Annotated in this window: 16 protein-coding genes; 12 read left to right on the plus strand and 4 right to left on the minus strand. The window is 43.3% G+C overall.

Annotated elements, in window-relative coordinates; genetic code table 11:
- Nucleotides 1-15 precede the first annotated feature (15 nt).
- From EO132_RS07695 to EO132_RS07705, 3 genes are all read left to right on the plus strand, one after another.
- Entirely contained in the window at nt 16-1,158 is a 1,143-nt protein-coding gene (locus EO132_RS07695; protein ID WP_127137330.1) for an alpha/beta hydrolase, read from the plus strand.
- Nucleotides 1,159-1,282: 124 nt separating this feature from the next.
- Nucleotides 1,283-2,641, plus strand: a complete 1,359-nt coding sequence (radA, locus tag EO132_RS07700; protein WP_127137331.1) for a DNA repair protein RadA — start codon at nt 1,283-1,285, stop codon at nt 2,639-2,641.
- Between the two features lie 187 nt (nt 2,642-2,828).
- The gene (locus EO132_RS07705) at nt 2,829-4,985 is read left to right on the plus strand and encodes an outer membrane protein assembly factor BamB family protein (RefSeq protein ID WP_127137332.1); all 2,157 of its coding nucleotides are present in this window, start codon (nt 2,829-2,831) and stop codon (nt 4,983-4,985) included.
- Here EO132_RS07705 and EO132_RS07710 read toward each other — a convergent pair whose 3' ends face one another.
- Together EO132_RS07710 and EO132_RS07715 are read right to left on the minus strand one after the other, a co-directional pair.
- Nucleotides 4,986-6,026: an NADP(H)-dependent aldo-keto reductase gene (locus EO132_RS07710; protein WP_127137333.1), complete on the minus strand. Its 1,041-nt coding sequence runs from the start codon at nt 6,024-6,026 to the stop codon at nt 4,986-4,988.
- 60 nt (nt 6,027-6,086) lie between these two features.
- Nucleotides 6,087-6,851 (minus strand): exodeoxyribonuclease III, encoded by a 765-nt coding sequence (locus EO132_RS07715; protein WP_127137334.1) that lies wholly within the window; start codon nt 6,849-6,851, stop codon nt 6,087-6,089.
- 136 nt (nt 6,852-6,987) lie between these two features.
- On the opposite strand from EO132_RS07715, the gene EO132_RS07720 reads away from it, so the two are divergent.
- From EO132_RS07720 to EO132_RS07760, 9 genes are all read left to right on the plus strand, one after another.
- On the plus strand, nt 6,988-7,551 hold the full coding sequence (locus tag EO132_RS07720) for a cysteine hydrolase family protein (RefSeq protein WP_127137335.1): 564 nt from the start codon (nt 6,988-6,990) through the stop codon (nt 7,549-7,551).
- Nucleotides 7,548-9,620, plus strand: a complete 2,073-nt coding sequence (locus EO132_RS07725; RefSeq protein ID WP_127137336.1) for a TonB-dependent receptor family protein — start codon at nt 7,548-7,550, stop codon at nt 9,618-9,620. Before EO132_RS07720 ends, EO132_RS07725 begins: the two co-directional genes overlap by 4 nt.
- Before the next feature lie 47 nt (nt 9,621-9,667).
- On the plus strand, nt 9,668-10,015 hold the full coding sequence (locus tag EO132_RS07730; RefSeq protein ID WP_127137337.1) for an iron chaperone: 348 nt from the start codon (nt 9,668-9,670) through the stop codon (nt 10,013-10,015).
- Between the two features lie 6 nt (nt 10,016-10,021).
- Nucleotides 10,022-10,504: a GyrI-like domain-containing protein gene (locus EO132_RS07735; RefSeq protein WP_127137338.1), complete on the plus strand. Its 483-nt coding sequence runs from the start codon at nt 10,022-10,024 to the stop codon at nt 10,502-10,504.
- A gap of 124 nt (nt 10,505-10,628) precedes the next feature.
- Nucleotides 10,629-12,104 carry a M28 family peptidase gene (locus EO132_RS07740; protein WP_127137339.1) on the plus strand — a complete coding sequence of 492 codons (1,476 nt, stop codon included), beginning with the start codon at nt 10,629-10,631 and terminating at the stop codon, nt 12,102-12,104.
- 167 nt (nt 12,105-12,271) lie between these two features.
- On the plus strand, nt 12,272-12,526 hold the full coding sequence (locus EO132_RS07745; RefSeq protein ID WP_127137340.1) for an autorepressor SdpR family transcription factor: 255 nt from the start codon (nt 12,272-12,274) through the stop codon (nt 12,524-12,526).
- Between the two features lie 3 nt (nt 12,527-12,529).
- Nucleotides 12,530-13,171, plus strand: a complete 642-nt coding sequence (locus EO132_RS07750) for an SdpI family protein (RefSeq protein WP_127137341.1) — start codon at nt 12,530-12,532, stop codon at nt 13,169-13,171.
- A 73-nt stretch (nt 13,172-13,244) separates the two neighbouring features.
- Entirely contained in the window at nt 13,245-13,760 is a 516-nt protein-coding gene (locus EO132_RS07755) for a DUF3124 domain-containing protein (RefSeq protein ID WP_127137342.1), read from the plus strand.
- Between the two features lie 104 nt (nt 13,761-13,864).
- A complete protein-coding gene (locus tag EO132_RS07760; protein ID WP_127137343.1) occupies nt 13,865-15,532 on the plus strand; it encodes a formate--tetrahydrofolate ligase in 1,668 nt (555 codons plus the stop codon).
- 104 nt (nt 15,533-15,636) lie between these two features.
- Here EO132_RS07760 and EO132_RS07765 read toward each other — a convergent pair whose 3' ends face one another.
- Both EO132_RS07765 and EO132_RS07770 read right to left on the minus strand, forming a co-directional pair.
- Entirely contained in the window at nt 15,637-17,178 is a 1,542-nt protein-coding gene (locus tag EO132_RS07765; RefSeq protein ID WP_127137344.1) for a glycine--tRNA ligase, read from the minus strand.
- Between the two features lie 36 nt (nt 17,179-17,214).
- Entirely contained in the window at nt 17,215-18,111 is an 897-nt protein-coding gene (locus tag EO132_RS07770; RefSeq protein ID WP_127137345.1) for an AAA family ATPase, read from the minus strand.
- Nucleotides 18,112-18,243 lie beyond the last annotated feature (132 nt).

Raw genomic sequence — 18,243 nt, forward strand, 5'->3', positions numbered from 1 at the left:
CCTAAATCTTAACCAATGAAAAAATGTCTATTTCTACTGATAGGCTTTACGTGCTTGAACCTAAGCGCTCAAGTGACAAAGGAGATTTTTGAATCCTTCAAACTGCAAGAGCGAAGGGATGTCTCCTACTATTTTCCCGAGGACTACACTGAAGAAAAATCATACCCATTGATCGTGGTTTTGGATGCCGAATATTTGTTCGATCTTGTTGTGGCCAATGTGAAATTCCAAAGTAAGTTTGACCGTATGCCCGAAGCCATCGTGGTCGGCGTGCATCAACTGCAAAACGATTTGCGTTGGGTAGATTGCGACTACGAAGACATCTCAGGATTGCCCACCGAGAAAGGCAAAATGTTCTACGAGTTTTTGGGCACCGAACTGATTCCGTATCTGGAAACCAGTTATAATGTCGCTCCGTTTAAAATGTTCGTGGGCTACGATATCACAGGCAATTTTGGCAATTACTATTTGTTCAAAGACCGCTCCCTATTCAACTCTTATATTAGTATTTCTCCCGTTTTGGCCACCGAAATGGAAAGCAGGGTCCCTGCCCGCTTGTCCGAACTCGACCAGACTATTTTTTATAACCTGATCGTAGAAAAACAACCTACGGACGATAGACAGCGTATCCTTCAAATGAACACTAGCATCAGCTCCATTACCCGTGAATCATTGCATTATTTTTTTGATGAATACGAAAAAGCTGACCATACCTCCATTGCGGCCTATGGTATAAGTAAAGCTTTTGATAATGTATTCAGCATATACAGACCTATCACACCAGCAGAGTACAAATCCGATATTTTGACCTCCGAAGAACCTGTTTTCAGTTATTTGGAGAACAGATACCAAACCATAGAAGACCTGTTCGGGTTTGAAAAACCAGTGGAACTCAACGATATTATGGCCATTTATGCTGCCTGCTTGAAAAAAGAGGACTACGAGTCACTGGAACCCTTGGCAGACCTTTGCAAAAAGGAATTCCCGGATACCATGATGGGCTTTTATTTCGAGGCAGAATACTACGAGTTTATCGGAGAGCCCAAAAAAGCGTTCAAAACATTCGAAAAAGCATTTCAACTTGAAGAAATCGACTTTTTGACCAAGGATATGGCCCTCGAAAAAATTGATGCCCTTAAAGCGGATTTCGGGTATTAACCGAATGGGTTCGTTGATTATTGGATCATTAAATGATTTCCCTTCTAAAAATCGAATTATCTAATAATCCAAATATCCAATCCATCATCTAAATCCATATCTTTAGGCCCCTCATTTAGTTTGAATGGCCAAGACCAAAACAGCATTCTTTTGTCAAAATTGTGGAGCCCAATTCCCTAAGTGGATAGGGCAATGTTCCTCTTGCAAGGAATGGAACACCATTGTGGAAGAAGTGGTCCAAAAGGAGGATAAAAAAAGTTGGAAGGCCGACAAAGTTGCCACACAGGCCAACAAACCCCTTCGAGTTTCCGAAATCACCCAAGAAAAAGAACTGCGTTTGGACACATTGGACCAAGAATTCAATCGCGTTTTAGGCGGTGGGCTCGTTCCAGGGTCTTTGACTTTGTTGGGCGGCGAACCGGGTATCGGAAAAAGTACCTTGCTGCTTCAGATTGCCTTGAAACTGCCCTATAAAATCCTATATGTGTCGGGCGAGGAAAGTCAACGGCAGATAAAAATGCGCGCTGACCGTATTCAGCCCAATAGCGAAAACTGCTACATCCTTACCGAGACCAAAACACAGAATATTTTTCAGCAAGTTTCGACCATTGAGCCCGATTTGGTCGTCATTGACTCTATTCAGACACTCCACACCGATTATATTGAATCTGCCGCCGGGAGCATTTCCCAAATTCGTGAATGCACCGCGGAACTCATCAAATTTGCAAAAGAAAGTCACACCCCCGTTATTTTAGTGGGACACATCACAAAAGATGGCACTATTGCAGGCCCCAAGATTTTGGAGCATATGGTGGACACCGTTCTACAGTTTGAAGGTGACCGTAATTATGTGTACCGCATTCTCCGTTCCCTCAAAAACAGATTCGGCTCAACTGCGGAATTGGGCATTTACGAAATGCAGGGAAGCGGCCTCCGTGAAGTCAATAATCCTTCGGAGGTATTGATTTCCAAAAATGACGAAGACCTTAGCGGTACGGCCATCGCTGCAACAGTGGAAGGTATGCGACCCTTGCTCATTGAGATTCAAGCTTTGGTGAGCACTGCCGTGTATGGAACACCGCAACGTTCGGCTACAGGATTCAATGCCAAAAGATTGAACATGCTTTTGGCCGTTTTGGAAAAACGCGCAGGTTTTAAATTGGGTGCTAAGGATGTTTTCCTGAACATTACAGGTGGGATTTCCGTGGATGACCCTGCCATTGATTTGGCCGTTATGGCCGCTATCCTATCCAGTAATTCCGATATCGCCATTGAAAAAGGCGTTTGTTTTGCCGCAGAGGTCGGACTTGCAGGAGAAATCAGGCCTGTGCAACGTGTGGACCAACGTATTCTTGAAGCGGAAAAACTGGGCTTCTCCAAAATCTTTGTCTCAAAAAACAACAAGATTGGGCTAAAACAATCTGGAATTCTGGTTCAAAAGGTCTCCAAGATTGAAGATGTGGTCGCACATCTCTTCGGATAAAAAAGTAATTGCAGGTTTCTTTTTATATTTAAAATTCTGATTGTCCATAAACAACAGGTTGTCAGGTCGAGCGCAGTCGAGACCTCATTTTTAAGACGTTGGTTCCAATAACTTCTCGACTGCGCTCGAAGAGACAAGGCATCATGATTGATTACTAATATTCAATTAAAAAACATTCAAACCGCACATGAAAAAGTATTTTCTCCTCGCCCCCATAGCAATTCTCATTTCCTGTACCAGCCCAAATCCCAATAATGCAGACAAGGTTTATTTCAACACTTGGGAGCATTATTTAGGCGACCCCGAACGAACCCATTTCTCCAATCTTGATCAAATTGACACCACGAATGTTTCCCAATTAAAACTAGCTTGGAGCTATAAAAGTGGAGGTCTGCAAGAGGGAAGAACTACACAAATACAGACCAGCCCTTTAATGGTTGAAAATGTGCTTTATGGGGTAAATGCGGCCATTGAATTGTTCGCAATCAATGCGAAAACAGGAAAGGAAATCTGGAAATTTTCCCCAAAAACAAAGGATGAATCAGGTCTAGGGCTCAATCGTGGCTTGAATTATTGGAAATCTGACGGTACTGCTCCCAGTCGTATCTTTTTCTCATCAGGGCCAAAACTGTATGCCATCAATATTGAAACTGGCCAACCCATTACCGAATTTGGTAATAATGGTAGCATTGACCTTCGTGATGGTTTGGGTAGGGACCCGAGCAAATTATCCGTGGTCTCCAACACCCCTGGTGCAGTTTTTAAAAACATATTGATACAAGGTACCCGAGTGGGCGAAGGTCCCGGTTCTTCGCCAGGACACATCCGAGCCTACGACGTGCTCACGGGCGAAATTTTATGGACCTTCCATACCATTCCACAACCAGGAGAGTTTGGTTACGATACCTGGCCTGCTGAGGCATATAAAAAAGTTGGGGGAGCAAATAGTTGGCCCGGTATGGCGTTGGACAACGAGCAAGGCATTGTTTACATCCCCACGGGTTCAGCGGCTTTTGACTGGTACGGTGGCGACCGCGAAGGATCTAACCTTTTTGCCAATTCCCTGTTGGCGCTAAATGCGAATACAGGAGAACGAATTTGGCATTTTCAAATGGTGCACCACGACATTTGGGACCGTGATTTACCCGCACCGCCCAACTTGGTGGACATTGTAAGGGACGGGCTAACCATTCCCGCTGTGGCACAGGTGACCAAAAGCGGCCATGTATTCGTGTTTAACCGAATCACAGGGGAACCCTTATTCCCTATCGAGGAAAAAGCATATCCAAGCTCAACTTTACATGGAGAAAAAGCATTTGAGACCCAACCCCTGCCCAAAAAACCTGCGCCTTTTGCACGTCAGATTTTAACAGAGGACGATTTATATGCTCCTGAGCGAACTGCTTTTGTCGATGATTTGGTTCCTGGCAACGAAACTGATGAAGCTCCCACCGTGCTTGAAAAATTCAAATCCATTACATCACAAGGACAATTTATACCCATGGATACTACCGGGGTAATCCTATTCCCAGGGGCCGATGGTGGTGCAGAATGGGGTGGAGCAGCACTCGACCCAAGAGACGGCGTAATGTACGTAAATGCCAACGAAATGGCTTGGATCATTAAAATGAAGGAAGTTGGTGGCAATGGCGAAGGTTCGAGTATGGGACAAAGTTTGGCACAAATTCACTGCGCCAGATGCCATGGAGGGGATTTGCAAGGCCTGAACGGAATCCCTGAGCTTCAGAACGTGAAGTTGCGATTGGAATCCGACTCCATAACAAGCATTATCCAAAAAGGTCGTGGTGCCATGCCGGGCATGCCAAATCTTTCTGAAGAAGAAACCAATGCCATTACCGACTTTTTAATGGATATCGAAGAAACCAAAGATCATAGGGTTGAGAAAACAAAGATCGATGTTCCTTATTCCATTTCAAGCTTTGCAAGATTTAAAGATGACCGAGGTTATCCTGTGGTAAAACCGCCATGGGGAACTTTAAATGCCATAGACCTTAATTCGGGTGAATATCTGTGGACGGTACCCTTAGGGCATGAAGAAAGTTTACAGGACCCCAACGTTCCTGTTTCCGGACTTGAAAACTATGGAGGACCAGTCGTAACCAAAGGCGGTGTCCTTTTTATTGCTGCCACCAAGGATGAAAAAATACGTGCGTTCAACATGAAAACGGGCAAACAGCTTTGGGAAGATCAACTACCTGCCGGAGGGTATGCCACACCAATTACTTACCAAGTCGATGGCAAACAATACGTGGTCATTTCCTGTGGTGGAGGAAAAATGGGCACCGACCCTGGCGACGAGTATCGCGCTTACACTTTGGAATAATTATGGCGCAGGGTTCGGAATTGCGTTGTGGATTTCCTGAATGCCTTCCAGAACCTCATCCGACAGTACTACATCGATACTTCCGATGTTTTCCTTAAGTTGCTCCATACTGGTTGCTCCTATGATGTTACTGGTCAAAAAAGGTCGGGTATTTACAAAGGCCAAAGCCATTTGTGCCATGCTCAACCCATGTTCTTTAGCCAATTGGGCATATTTCTCGGTGGCTGCAACAGCTGAATCCCCACTATACCTGTTGTAATTTGGAAATAAGGTTATCCTGGCTTTCCTTGGTGGAACTTCGGTAAGATATTTTCCGCTCAATACCCCAAAACCAAGTGGCGAATAAGCCAACAGACCTATCTGTTCCCGCATGGAAATCTCGGAAAGTCCTACCTCAAAGAGACGGTTCAAAAGGCTGTACGGATTCTGTATGGTCTTCATTCGGGGCAAAGATTGATGTACCTTGCTCTCCTCCAAAAAACGCATTGTTCCCCAAGGCGTTTCGTTGGACAGTCCTACGTGACGAATCTTGCCTTCGGCAATCAAATCGCGTAGCGTTTCCAAAACTTGATGAATATTATCATCCCAAACATCCACGGCATGGGCATTGTATCCCCGTTGTCCAAAATAATTGGTGTTTCGTTCTGGCCAATGAAGCTGGTATAGGTCAATGTAGTCTGTTTGCAGTCGCTTTAAACTACCTTCCACCGCACTGATAATGGATTCCCTGCTAAATCCGGTGCTGCGAATATGCTTTGCGGCATGACCAGGTCCTGCTATTTTGGATCCCAATACTACTTTATCACGATTTCCAGTTTTTTTGAACCAGTTTCCGACAAGTTCCTCGGTAACCGCGTAGAGCTCCTTTTTTGCAGGAACCGGATACAGTTCGGCCGTATCAAAAAAGTTGACACCTTGGTCAAGGGCATAATCCATTTGCTCGTGCGCCTCGTCTTCATTGTTCTGGCGGCCCCAGGTCATGGTACCCAAACAAATTTTGGATATTCGGATATCGGTATGTGGAATTCTAGTGTATTTCATCTTCTGCAGTTTAGCACGGTTAAAGGTACTGAAACAAAAACATCGGTCTTTATGCCAATGTTATTTTTCGACCTCCAATAAAATCGGACAATGATCACTATGTTTTGCCTCAGACAAAATCACGGAGCGCTTTAATCTATCTTCCAACGGTTCGGCCACCATACCATAATCCAAGCGCCATCCTTTGTTGTTGGCCCTTGCATTGGCTCGGTAACTCCACCAAGTGTAATTATCGGGCTCCTTATTAAAATGGCGGAAACTATCAATAAAGCCACTTTTCATAAAGTTACCGATCCATTCGCGCTCCACAGGTAAAAAGCCTGATACGTTCTTATTTCGAACAGGGTCATGGATGTCTATGGCTTCATGACAGATATTGTAATCCCCGCAAACAATAAGATTGGGGCGTTCTTTTCTAAGCCCTTCCGAATACTTATGAAAATCGGCCATATAGGTCAACTTAAAATCCAAACGGTCCATATTGGTCCCGGATGGCAAATACATGCTCATTACCGAAAGGTCGCCAAAATCGGCCCGGATGTTTCTTCCTTCCAGGTCCATATAATCTATGCCCGTACCAAATTCAATATGGTCAGGTTCGTTCTTGCAAAGCAGGGCCACACCACTGTATCCTTTTTTCTGGGCACTGAACCAATAGTTATGGGAATACCCTGCCTCCTCAAAAACAGAGGTGTCCACTTGTTCTTCCATGGCTTTGGTCTCCTGTAAACAGACCACATCTGGACTTACCGTTTCCAACCATTCCACAAAACCCTTTTTTAAGGCGGCCCTTATTCCATTTACATTGTAGGATACAATCTTCATGTGCTCAAATTTGTTCAAAAATAGCTATTGTGGGCGGCTCCCTAAAATTGAATTTGCCAATGTATCCATCGATGAAAAGAATCAAACTGTTCTTTCTTGATGTTTTCCCGTAATTTTAGGTCAAAAATTCAACCTCATGACTGCACTTGTGTTGATAGACACCCAAATCGGACTCCAGGAAGGGGCTTTTTATGGCTCAGAACGTAACAATCCCGAAGCAGAGGAAAATTGTGGTAGATTATTGCAAATTTTCAGAAAAAAGCAACTGCCCGTTTTCCATGTAAAACACAATTCCACTGAAATTGATTCCCCGTTGTACCCCAACAAAATGGGCAATGAATTTCATCCGGCCGTACAGCCTTTAATCAATGAACCTGTATTCGAAAAGACTGTTAATAGTGCCTTTATCGGAACCAACTTGGAAGTTAGTTTAAAAGCACAAAATATAACGGATTTGGTAATTGCAGGACTGACCATCGAACATTGCATTTCCACGTCGGTCCGGATGGCCTCCAACCTTGGCTTTAATGTTATTTTGGTATCCGACGCCACCGCAGCCTTCGATAAAGTGGGGTATGATGGCAATAAATACCCCGCAGAGGTTATATTTCACGCAGAATTGGCGAATTTAAAGGACGAATTTGCCACGATCATGGATACCGAAACCTTGATGGACGAACTTGATAAATCAATTGAATGAATTTTAAATCAAAAGCGCTCCCCTTACTTTTTATATTTTTCACAACACTGTCTATAGTCGCCCAGAACACCCAGAAAGATTCCATTACCCAGTTGGACGAAGTAGTGCTTACCCAAGAAGCAATTCCCAAAAAAGCAACGGGAATAACCCCATCCTCGAAAATAGCGGGGAAGACCTTTGAGCGTTTTAATCCCACGGATATTCCATCGGCCTTCAATCAAATTTCGGGAGTTTACATCCTATCCGGTGCCATCAACACCAATCGGATAACCGTTCGGGGCATTGGTTCCAGGACACCCTATGGGACCAATAAGCTTCGCATGTATTTCAACGGTATCCCCGTAACCAATGGTACGGGTTCCTCCACCATCGAGGCGTACGATTTTGAGAACCTTGGTGCGGTGGAGATCATCAAAGGTCCAAAAGCTTCAGCCTTTGGTTCGAATCTTGGTGGGGCCATTCTGTTGGAGACAAAAGCTTCAGTACAGGAGAAAACCCAATTGATCAATTCGTTTACGATCGGTTCCTATAATATGCTCAAGGACAATCTTAGTTTTTCACATTCGGAAGATGGTTTTAATTTGAGTTTGAGCTACAATCATTTGGAAACCGATGGCTTCCGGCAGAACAGCCAGTTCCAACGTGATGGGTTGCTGTTGAACACACAATTCCGTACGGGTCAAAAAAGCAGTGTAGCCCTTTTGGTAAATTATATCGATTACACCGCCCAGATACCAAGTTCCATTAACCAAACCGATTTTGAAGAGAACCCTACCCGTGCCGCATCAAACTGGTTGGCCGCTCAAGGATACGAAGCCAACACCTATATTTTGACAGGCCTGTCCCACACCTATCAATTTTCCGAACACCTGCAGAACACCACGAGTATCTTTTATAGCTATTTGGACCATTATGAGCCGCGGCCTTTCAACATATTGGACGAGTTTACCAATGGCTACGGATTCCGGAGCCGCTTCACCGGAAATTGGAGGAAAGCGGACTTCTCCTTTGGTGCAGAGTTTTACAGGGACGAATATCACTGGGGTACTTTTGAGAACCTATATCAGGAAAATAATGGGAATGGTAGCTTAGTTGGCGACCAGCTTAGCGATAACATAGAATTCCGTAGGCAGTTCAACCTTTTTGGCACCTTGACCTACCCCATTACGTCAAACCTTTCGGCTCAAATGGGCATCAACTGGAACAAGACCCATTATGATTTTAGGGATTTGTTCAACCAGGGTAGTGCCAATGCTTCGGCAGAACGCGATTTTGATGCGATATTGCTTCCAAATCTTGGCCTAAATTACCAATGGCAACAAGGTAAGGTCTATGCAAATATTAGCAGGGGATTTTCCAATCCAAGTCTGGAAGAGACATTGACCCCGGATGGCATCATCAACCCGGACATTGCACAAGAAACAGGAACCAACTACGAGCTAGGGACCGAATGGATGCTTTTCCAGAAAAGGATGATTGCAAACTTTACCTTGTACCGAATGGACGTAAAAAACCTTTTGGTGGCCGAACGGGTGGACGAGGACCAATATATCGGGAGAAATGCTGGTAAAACTCGACACCAAGGTCTGGAACTCGATTTAAAATATAGCGGAAAACTCACATCAAAGCTGACTTTTGCACCCTATTTCAGCTATACCCTCAACGATCATAGTTTCGTGGAATTTGTAGATGAGGACAATGATTATTCGGGCAATCCGCTAACTGGTGTGCCGAAACATCGGTTGAGTTCTGGAATCGATTTTAGACATTCCAATGGGTTACAATTAAACTTGACCCATCAGTTCGTGGACGAAATTCCCATGACGGATGCCAATTCCATTAGCAGTGACTCCTTTAATGTTTTCCATGCCAAGTTAGGGTTCCGTACAGCGGTATCATCACAAATTAGCTTGGGGCTAAGTGCCGGCATCAATAATATTTTTGACAGCAATTATGCCCAATCCGTATTGATCAATGCGGTTGGTTTTGGCGGGGCCCAGCCCAGATATTATTACCCAGGCAATGGCCGCAATTATTTTTGGGGGCTGCAATTAAATTATGTTTTCTAGTTGTACTGGATGTAGAATAGGCTATCTTTAAATTAAACACACTGGCCGTGAACGAAATAGAACAATACATTTCAAGATTCCCTGAAGAGGTGCAACAGCTTCTTCAAAAAATAAGGACCATCATTAAAGAAACAGCTCCAATGGCCACGGAAGAAATAGTCTATGGTATGCCAGGTTACAAAACCAATGGCAAACCTTTGGTTTACTTTGCTGGATATAAAAACCACATCGGTTTTTACGCAACCCCATCGGGACACGAAGCATTTCAAAAAGAGCTTTCAAAATACAAACAAGGAAAGGGTTCCGTACAGTTTCCCTTGAACCAGCCCATTCCATTTGACCTCATAGAACAAATCGTTCTGTTTAGGGTTGAAGAGAATGCTAACCTAAACTAAAATTTGATGACCCCACGAATTCAAACCTTACCCACTACTACACTGGTTGGCAAAAAAACAATTACCTCCTTCGCAGAGAAAAACACTTTTGAACTTTGGCAGAGCTTTTCTCCCCGTAAAAAGGAAATAAATCATTCCATTAACAATGATAGTTACGCAGTGGAAATCTATCCCACCACCACATTCTTTCAAAATTTTGACCCCACACAGCCATTTGAAAAGTGGGCAGCCATTGCCGTTTCCAAAATGGAAGAAATACCAAAAGGCATGGAAAGCTTGACCATTCCCGAAGGATTGTATGCCGTGTTCCCCTATAAAGGTAAACCGAGTGAAGCCATGAAAGCTTTCAGGTATATTTATGGGGAATGGCTTCCCAAATCAGAATATGAAATGGACTGCAGACCTTATTTCGCCCTTATGGGAGAAAAATACAAAGGGGAGCATCCCGAATCGGAAGAAGAGTTCTGGATACCTATCATAAAAAAATAGCTGCACCCCGAATATTAGACACAAGACCACTTAAGTTTAAATGTTATATTTGAGAGAATTATGATTCTTTTACTGCCAGCAAACGAACAAACACGATTGCCTGCCTTATAAACACTTCAAAAAAATGAAAAAACAACTATTCTTTACTTTTGCCTCCATCCTTTTTTCTTTCCTAAGCTTTGCTCAATCCGACAAAGAAAAGGCAGCCGCCACGGTCAACAAGAACACCATTGAAAGCCATATCCAATTCCTATCCGATGACCTTTTGGAAGGTCGCGAAGCTGGCACAAAAGGCAACAAAATAGCGGCCAGCTACTTGGCCAATCAACTACATAAATTTGGGGCAAAGCCCGTTTCTGAGGGTAATTCCTATTATCAAAAATTTAAATTGGAGCAATCCAAACCCCCAAGCGTTTTGGACCTTACCGTAAATGGTGTTGAATATCCATTGACAGCTCCTTTTTCCTTGCCTGCCATTGACCAATCGGCAGAAGCCGTGTTTTTGGAGTATGGTTCAGAAGATGATTTTGAAGGTGCCGATGTCTCAGGAAAAGTCGTGGTCGTGCTAGCCGGAAGTGGCGAAGATGCTACCCCGAACAATATGTTCAGGAGTAGATCAAAAAAGGTAGAGCTGGCTCAACAAAATGGAGCCTTGGGCTTGATTGAACTGGTTGATTTCGAGGAAGACCTTTGGAGCAGGATAAAACACTACTCTGGTTCTGGAACAACAATAAAGAAAGAATCCGATGGTACTGACGATAGTTCATTTTTCAACATGTGGGTAAATTTGAACAAGAACAAGCCCAACCTAGAAAAGGGACAAACCATGCCCATTACCATCAAATCTGACGGTCAATCCAAAAAGTATTTGGACACCCAAAATGTGGTAGGTGTTATCGAAGGTTCCGACCCCACCCTCAAAAATGAATATGTGATCTACTCTGCACATTATGATCATGTGGGCATAGGGCAACCCAATGCTGAAGGAGATTCCATTTACAATGGGGCACGTGACAATAACATTGGAGTAACCGCTGTACTTTCCATGTTGGAAAACCTCGGCAAGTATCCCACCAAACGTTCCGCACTGTTTATTTTGTTCACAGCGGAGGAAAAAGGATTATTGGGAAGTCGGTACTACGCAGACCACCCCTTGATTCCACTGGATCAAGTCTCTTATTGCTTCAATACCGATGGCGGGGGATACAACGATACTTCTTTGGCCACCATAATCGGTTTGGAACGCACCTCGGCAGAAGAATTGATTGTAAAGGGAGCAGGAGCATTTGGCCTCAAGGCCATTGGTGATCCAGCACCGGAACAGGGACTTTTTGACCGTAGCGATAATGTAAGCTTTGCCAGAAAAGGAATTCCCGCACCTACGTACTCCACTGGTTTCCATAGTTTTGATGAAGAAATCATGAAGTACTACCACCAAGCCGACGACGAAGCAGACAGTTTGGATTACGACTACCTTTTAAAATTCTATCAAGGCTATGTATACAGTGGCCGATTGATTGCCAATACTACGGATAAATTATTCTGGAACGAAGGCGATAAATATGAGGAAGCGGGCAAGGCTTTGTATGGGATGGATTAACGTATTACTTTGAATTCAGTTCAAGGTCTTACCACATTGATTTCAAAAATGGCCTGCTGAAAATAAGCTCAGTACGACTCATTAATCACTAATATTCAAGTTTTTACAGAAATATTATTTGTAAATTTCAACAGTTATTTAGATATTTATCTAAATAACTAATTTTAATGAATTCGCTGTTTAAAGCCCTTAATGACCAAACCCGAAGGCAGATTGTGGAACTGCTCAAGGAAAAAGACATGAACGCTGGGGAGATTGCCGAACGGTTCAACATATCCAAACCCAGTATTTCGCACCATCTGGATATTTTAAAACAGGCCGATTTGGTCACCAGCGAAAAAAAAGGGCAATTTGTGGAATACTCCCTCAACACCACCATTTTAGAAGATTTACTCAACTGGATACTGACTTTAAAAAAATAAATTATGAAATTGACAAAGGAACTCCCCTTGATTGGCATTGTATTATTGCCCTTTTTATACTTGGCCTATGTCTGGAACCAACTCCCCGCCGAAGTTCCACTACATTACAACATTAAGGGAGAAGTAGACCGCTACGGGGATAAGTCGGAACTTATTTTGATTCCTATTCTAACATCAGTGCTCATCTATGTGATCTTTTTGGCCGTACCTTATATTGATCCAAAAAAACAAATCCAAAAAATGGGCAAGAAATACGACACCTTAAAATTGATTGCCACCACATTTATGTCAGTTTTGGCGTTGTTTATCATTTATATGGCAAAAAATCAATCCGTGGCCAATCCAAATTATATATTCTTGTTGATGGGTGTGCTATTTATCATATTTGGAAACTACTTCAAAACCATCAAGGCCAACTATTTCATCGGAATCCGAACACCGTGGACTTTGGAAAGTGAAATTGTTTGGAAAGAAACCCATAAAATGGGAGGCAAAATTTGGTTTATCGGAGGGCTGCTGATCATTCTTTCCTGCTTAATTTTTGAAAAAGAAATCAATGCCGTCATTTTTTTGATCATTACGGCTATCATGGTTCTGGTACCCGTAGTGTATTCCTATTTACTGTTCAAAAAACAAAAAAGCTAGTTCCATCAAACTAGTGTGATTTTTAATCCATTCCCAACTAATCCGTATCTTAGTTATTCATATTCCAATGTATATGCTGAGTAAATGGGTTCCTTTTGTTTTTTTACTATTGATTTTTTCCTGCGCCGAAAAAGCAAAGGAAGAAGTAAGTTCCATTGACCCGGTAAACTGGAGCAATAGAACCGCTACAATTTCCGAACAGGATTCCCTGTTGAAGGGCGCCTCGTATCTTTCTGTGTATTCCGAAATTTATAGCGAAACAGAACACCGGACCCATAACCTTACCAGCACCATAAGCATGCGCAATACTAATTTGGCGGATACCATTTACATCCACAAGGCTGAATATTTTGATACCAAAGGAAACCCCATCAGAACCTATTTTGATGAACCTATCTACATCAAACCCATGGAAACCGTGGAAATTGTGATTGACGAAAAAGACCGATCGGGCGGAACGGGTGCCAACTTCCTTTTCCAATGGTCTATAAAACCCTCTTCGCACGAACCCTATTTTGAAGGTGTTATGATTTCCACATCGGGCCAACAAGGACTTTCCTTTACCACCGAAGGCAGACGCGTGGAATAGACTCCCCCAGCACACAAATGTCATAGTTTTTATACCCCGATTATAGTATCTTGTCTATCAATTTGGGAGCTATTTACGTTTCCCTTGCGCATAAAAACTAGACCATGACTGACTTACAGATCGCCAAAGGTGTTCAGTTGAAACACATAACCGCCATTGCGGAAAAATTCGGAATTGATTCAGAACACATTGAAATGTTCGGGAAATACAAAGCCAAACTTCCCCTAAAGGCCATAAATCGAAAAAAAGCACAGGAAAGCAACCTTATTTTGGTCTCGGCCATTTCCCCAACACCTGCAGGAGAAGGAAAAACCACTATGTCCATTGGTCTATCTGAAGGATTGAACCGATTGGGCAAAAAATCCACAGTGGTGTTGCGTGAACCTTCTTTGGGTCCCATTTTCGGAATCAAGGGAGGTGCCACAGGAGGCGGTCACTCCCAAGTACTGCCCATGGAAGACATCAACCTGCACTTTACGGGCGATTTTTCCGCCATTGAAAAAGCACACAATCTGTTATCGGCCATAATCGATAATAATATCCAGAGCAAAACCAATTCGCTGCTCTTGGACCCTAGAACCATAGGTTGGAAACGGGTAATGGACATGAACGACCGCTCCCTTCGTCATATAATCGTAGGTCTAGGAGGTACAACATCTGGAGTTCCCAGAGAAACAGGTTTTGACATTACGGCTGCCTCCGAAATCATGGCCATTCTATGCTTGGCTGAAAGTTTGAGTGATTTGAAAGAGCGGCTAGGAAATATTTTTGTGGGCTATACCTACGACAAAAAACCAATCTACGCGAAAGATTTGAAGGCCGAAGGCGCTATGGCCGCTTTATTGAAAGATGCCATAAAACCTAATTTGGTGCAGACCATCGAAGGAAACCCGGCCATTATTCACGGCGGACCCTTTGCCAATATTGCCCAAGGAACCAATTCGGTTATTGCAACTTTGATGGGCATGACCTATTCCGACTATACCGTAACCGAAGCTGGCTTCGGATTTGATCTTGGAGCTGAAAAATTCTTTGATATCAAGTGCCAAAGTGCTGACCTCAAACCAAAAGCTGTTGTGCTTACCACTACAATTCGCGCATTGAAATATCACGGAGGAGCCGACTTGAAATCGCTGACTGAACCCAATGTGGAAGCCTTGAAAAAAGGATTGCCCAATTTGGAAAAACACTTGGAGAACATAGCCAAGTTCAAAGTGGTTCCCGTGATTGCCATTAATAAATTTGTGTCTGATACAGAAGAGGAGATTGAAGTAATCAAAGAATTTGCAGCTTCCAAGGGTGTTCTTGTGGCCGTTGCCAATGTTTGGGCCAAGGGAGGCGAAGGTGCCAAAGATTTGGCAAAAGCCGTTATTGAAATCGTAGAATCCAATGCTTCAGATTTCAAACCACTTTATGATTGGAAATCCACTGTAAAAGACAAAATAGCGACCATTGCCACTGAAATTTATGGTGCCGAGTATGTGGACTACACCTCCAAGGCCAAAGCGGACCTCAGAAAAATAGCTGATTTAGGTTTAGATCAATTGCCCGTTTGTATTGCAAAAACACAAAAATCCCTTTCGGACAATCCAAAACTTTTGGGCAGGCCCAAGGATTTTATCATCACCGTACGGGAAATTGAAATTGCCGTCGGTGCGGGTTTCTTGATTCCGATAACGGGAAATATCATGCGAATGCCCGGTTTGCCGGCTCATCCAGCATCCGAAGGAATCGACATCAACGATGATGGGGAAATTACAGGCTTGTTTTAAACGATCAAGATTGCATGTGTCATCTCGAGCAAAGTCGAGAAATCATTACCGAGAACAGGTCTCGACTGCGCTCGACCTGACATCATTCTGAAAACCCATACAACTTAGATTTTCTGCAACCAATAACGCATATCCACTTCTTTGGAAATGATGTCCTTCACTTCTGAAAGCTTTACGCGTTTTTGGTCCATGGTATCCCTATGACGGATGGTTACCGTATCGTCCTCCAATGTTTGATGGTCCACGGTTACACAGAAAGGGGTTCCTGCAGCATCCTGACGACGGTATCTACGCCCTACAGCATCCTTTTCGTCATAATCCACATTAAAATCCCATTTGAGCTCATCCACTAATTTTTGTGCGACTTCTGGAAGTCCATCACGCTTCAACAATGGGAGAACAGCGACCTTATTGGGAGCCAACACTGCTGGAATCTTAAGTACGGTACGCGTAGATCCGTTTTCCAACTCTTCTTCCTGCAACGAATTGGAGAACACCGCCAAGAACATACGATCCAATCCTATGGATGTTTCCAGTACATATGGGGTGTAGCTCTTATTTTCCTCGTGGTCGAAATATTGAAGTTTCTTACCTGAATATTCCTCATGCTTGCCCAAATCAAAATCGGTACGGGAATGGATTCCTTCCAATTCTTTGAAACCGAATGGGAACCTGAACTCGATATCCGCGGCAGCATCGGCATAGTGGGCCAATTTTTCATGGTCATGGAAACGGTAGTTGTCCTCTCCCATTCCAAGGGAAAGGTGCCATTTCATACGTTTTTCCTTCCAGGCTTCGTACCACTCCAGTTGGGTACCTGGTTTTATAAAGAATTGCATCTCCATCTGTTCGAACTCCCTCATGCGGAAAATAAACTGACGGGCCACAATCTCGTTACGGAAGGCTTTTCCTGTTTGGGCAATACCAAACGGAATCTTCATCCTTCCTGTTTTTTGTACGTTCAAAAAGTTGACAAATATACCTTGGGCGGTCTCAGGACGAAGGTATAGGTCCATGGCACTATCAGCGGAAGCCCCTAGTTTGGTGCCGAACATCAGGTTGAACTGCTTTACATCAGTCCAGTTTTTAGACCCTGAAAGTGGACAGGCAATTTCCAACTCTTCAATTAACGCCTTAACATCGGCCAAATCTTCATTTTCTAGAGATTTGCCCATTCTTTTTAAAATGGAATCGGCTTTCTCTTGATAGCCTAGCACCCTATTATTCGTTGCAAGAAACTGTTCTTTATCAAAACTATCACCAAAGCGTTTTTCGGCCTTTTTGACTTCTTTTTCGATTTTGGCCTCGATTTTGGCCACATAATCTTCAATCAGAACATCAGCGCGATATCTTTTCTTGGAATCCTTGTTATCTATCAACGGGTCATTGAAGGCATCCACGTGGCCAGAGGCCTTCCAAGTGGTGGGATGCATAAATATGGCGGCATCGATGCCCACAATATTCTCATTGAGCTGCACCATGGCCTTCCACCAATATTCTCGAATGTTCTTTTTTAGCTCGGCACCGTTTTGACCGTAGTCATAAACAGCACTGAGTCCATCATAAATCTCACTGGATTGAAATACATAACCGTACTCCTTTGCGTGGGAGATAACCTTCTTAAAAATGTCTTCCTGATTTGCCATTGGGCAAAAATAGAATTTTACCCAAAAAGTAGTATGCTATTTCAGCTGAAATTCGGTCGAAGCCAATAATCTTTCATCCTCAAATACATTTAAGGTGTAAATTCCCTCTGCCAAAGACCCCTCGGGAACGGTAATGGCATCACAAACGCTGATTTCCTTTCCAGTGTACACAATCTCCACCTTTTTGCTATAGGTATTGCCGCTTACGGAAATAGTATTCGCGTTGTCCTCGATAATGGCCATGTTGGGGTCCAAGAACTGTAGGTACAGCACCTTAATGTCCCCTCTGGAATTGGGGTCGCTCAAAATGGTGACGCACCCCCTCAGTTTTTCGATAACCGAAGCCTTATTGGTTTTGATGGGCCTGCCCGCCCTTAATCTGAATCCACTACCTTCGGCATCTTGTAATTTCAGATAGCTTTTGATTCGTAACTCTCGGGTAAGTTCCTTGTTGGTTTCACGAAGCAAGGATTCTGTCCGTTCCATGCTATTGGCCCTTCCTCTAAGCTCCTCCATTTGCCTGACAGTTTCCTCATATTTACTGGCCAGCAAACTATTGTTGTAGCGTAAAAAGTTGTTCTTAAGCTTAAGGCTGTCAAAACGCAATTCCAATTTACGAAGCTCCTTTCTGGTCTCCTTCAATTTGGTAATGCTGAAGTTCAATCTCCCTACGGAATCCAATAATTGCTGTACCCTAAAACGAGAGGTTTGCAGCTCGATTTCGTTTACCTCGTTCAATCCCGATAAACGATCGACCTCGGCCCGCATCAAAGTTAAATCTTTAACCAAAAGTCCTTTTTCCTCTTCCAAATAAATCATTTGGTTTTTGGACTGTGCGTAGCTGTAATAAAAAGCTATAAGAATCCCAACTATGGCCGCTGCCATGGCGGCAAAGATAATTTTGTAGTTGAAAGTGTTATCTTGGGAGTTCATGAGGTTGACAGACTACGCTAAAAATGTATAAGATTTGATACCAAAAAGGTTGGCTAAGATAATAAACGAGATTAACAACATCCTATTGCCAAGGGTATGTTTTGGATGTAATACCCAATAATTTAGTGGAGA

The sequence above is a fragment of the Flagellimonas oceanensis genome (genome assembly GCF_003992595.1).
Classification (GTDB): Bacteria; Bacteroidota; Bacteroidia; order Flavobacteriales; family Flavobacteriaceae; genus Flagellimonas; species Flagellimonas oceanensis.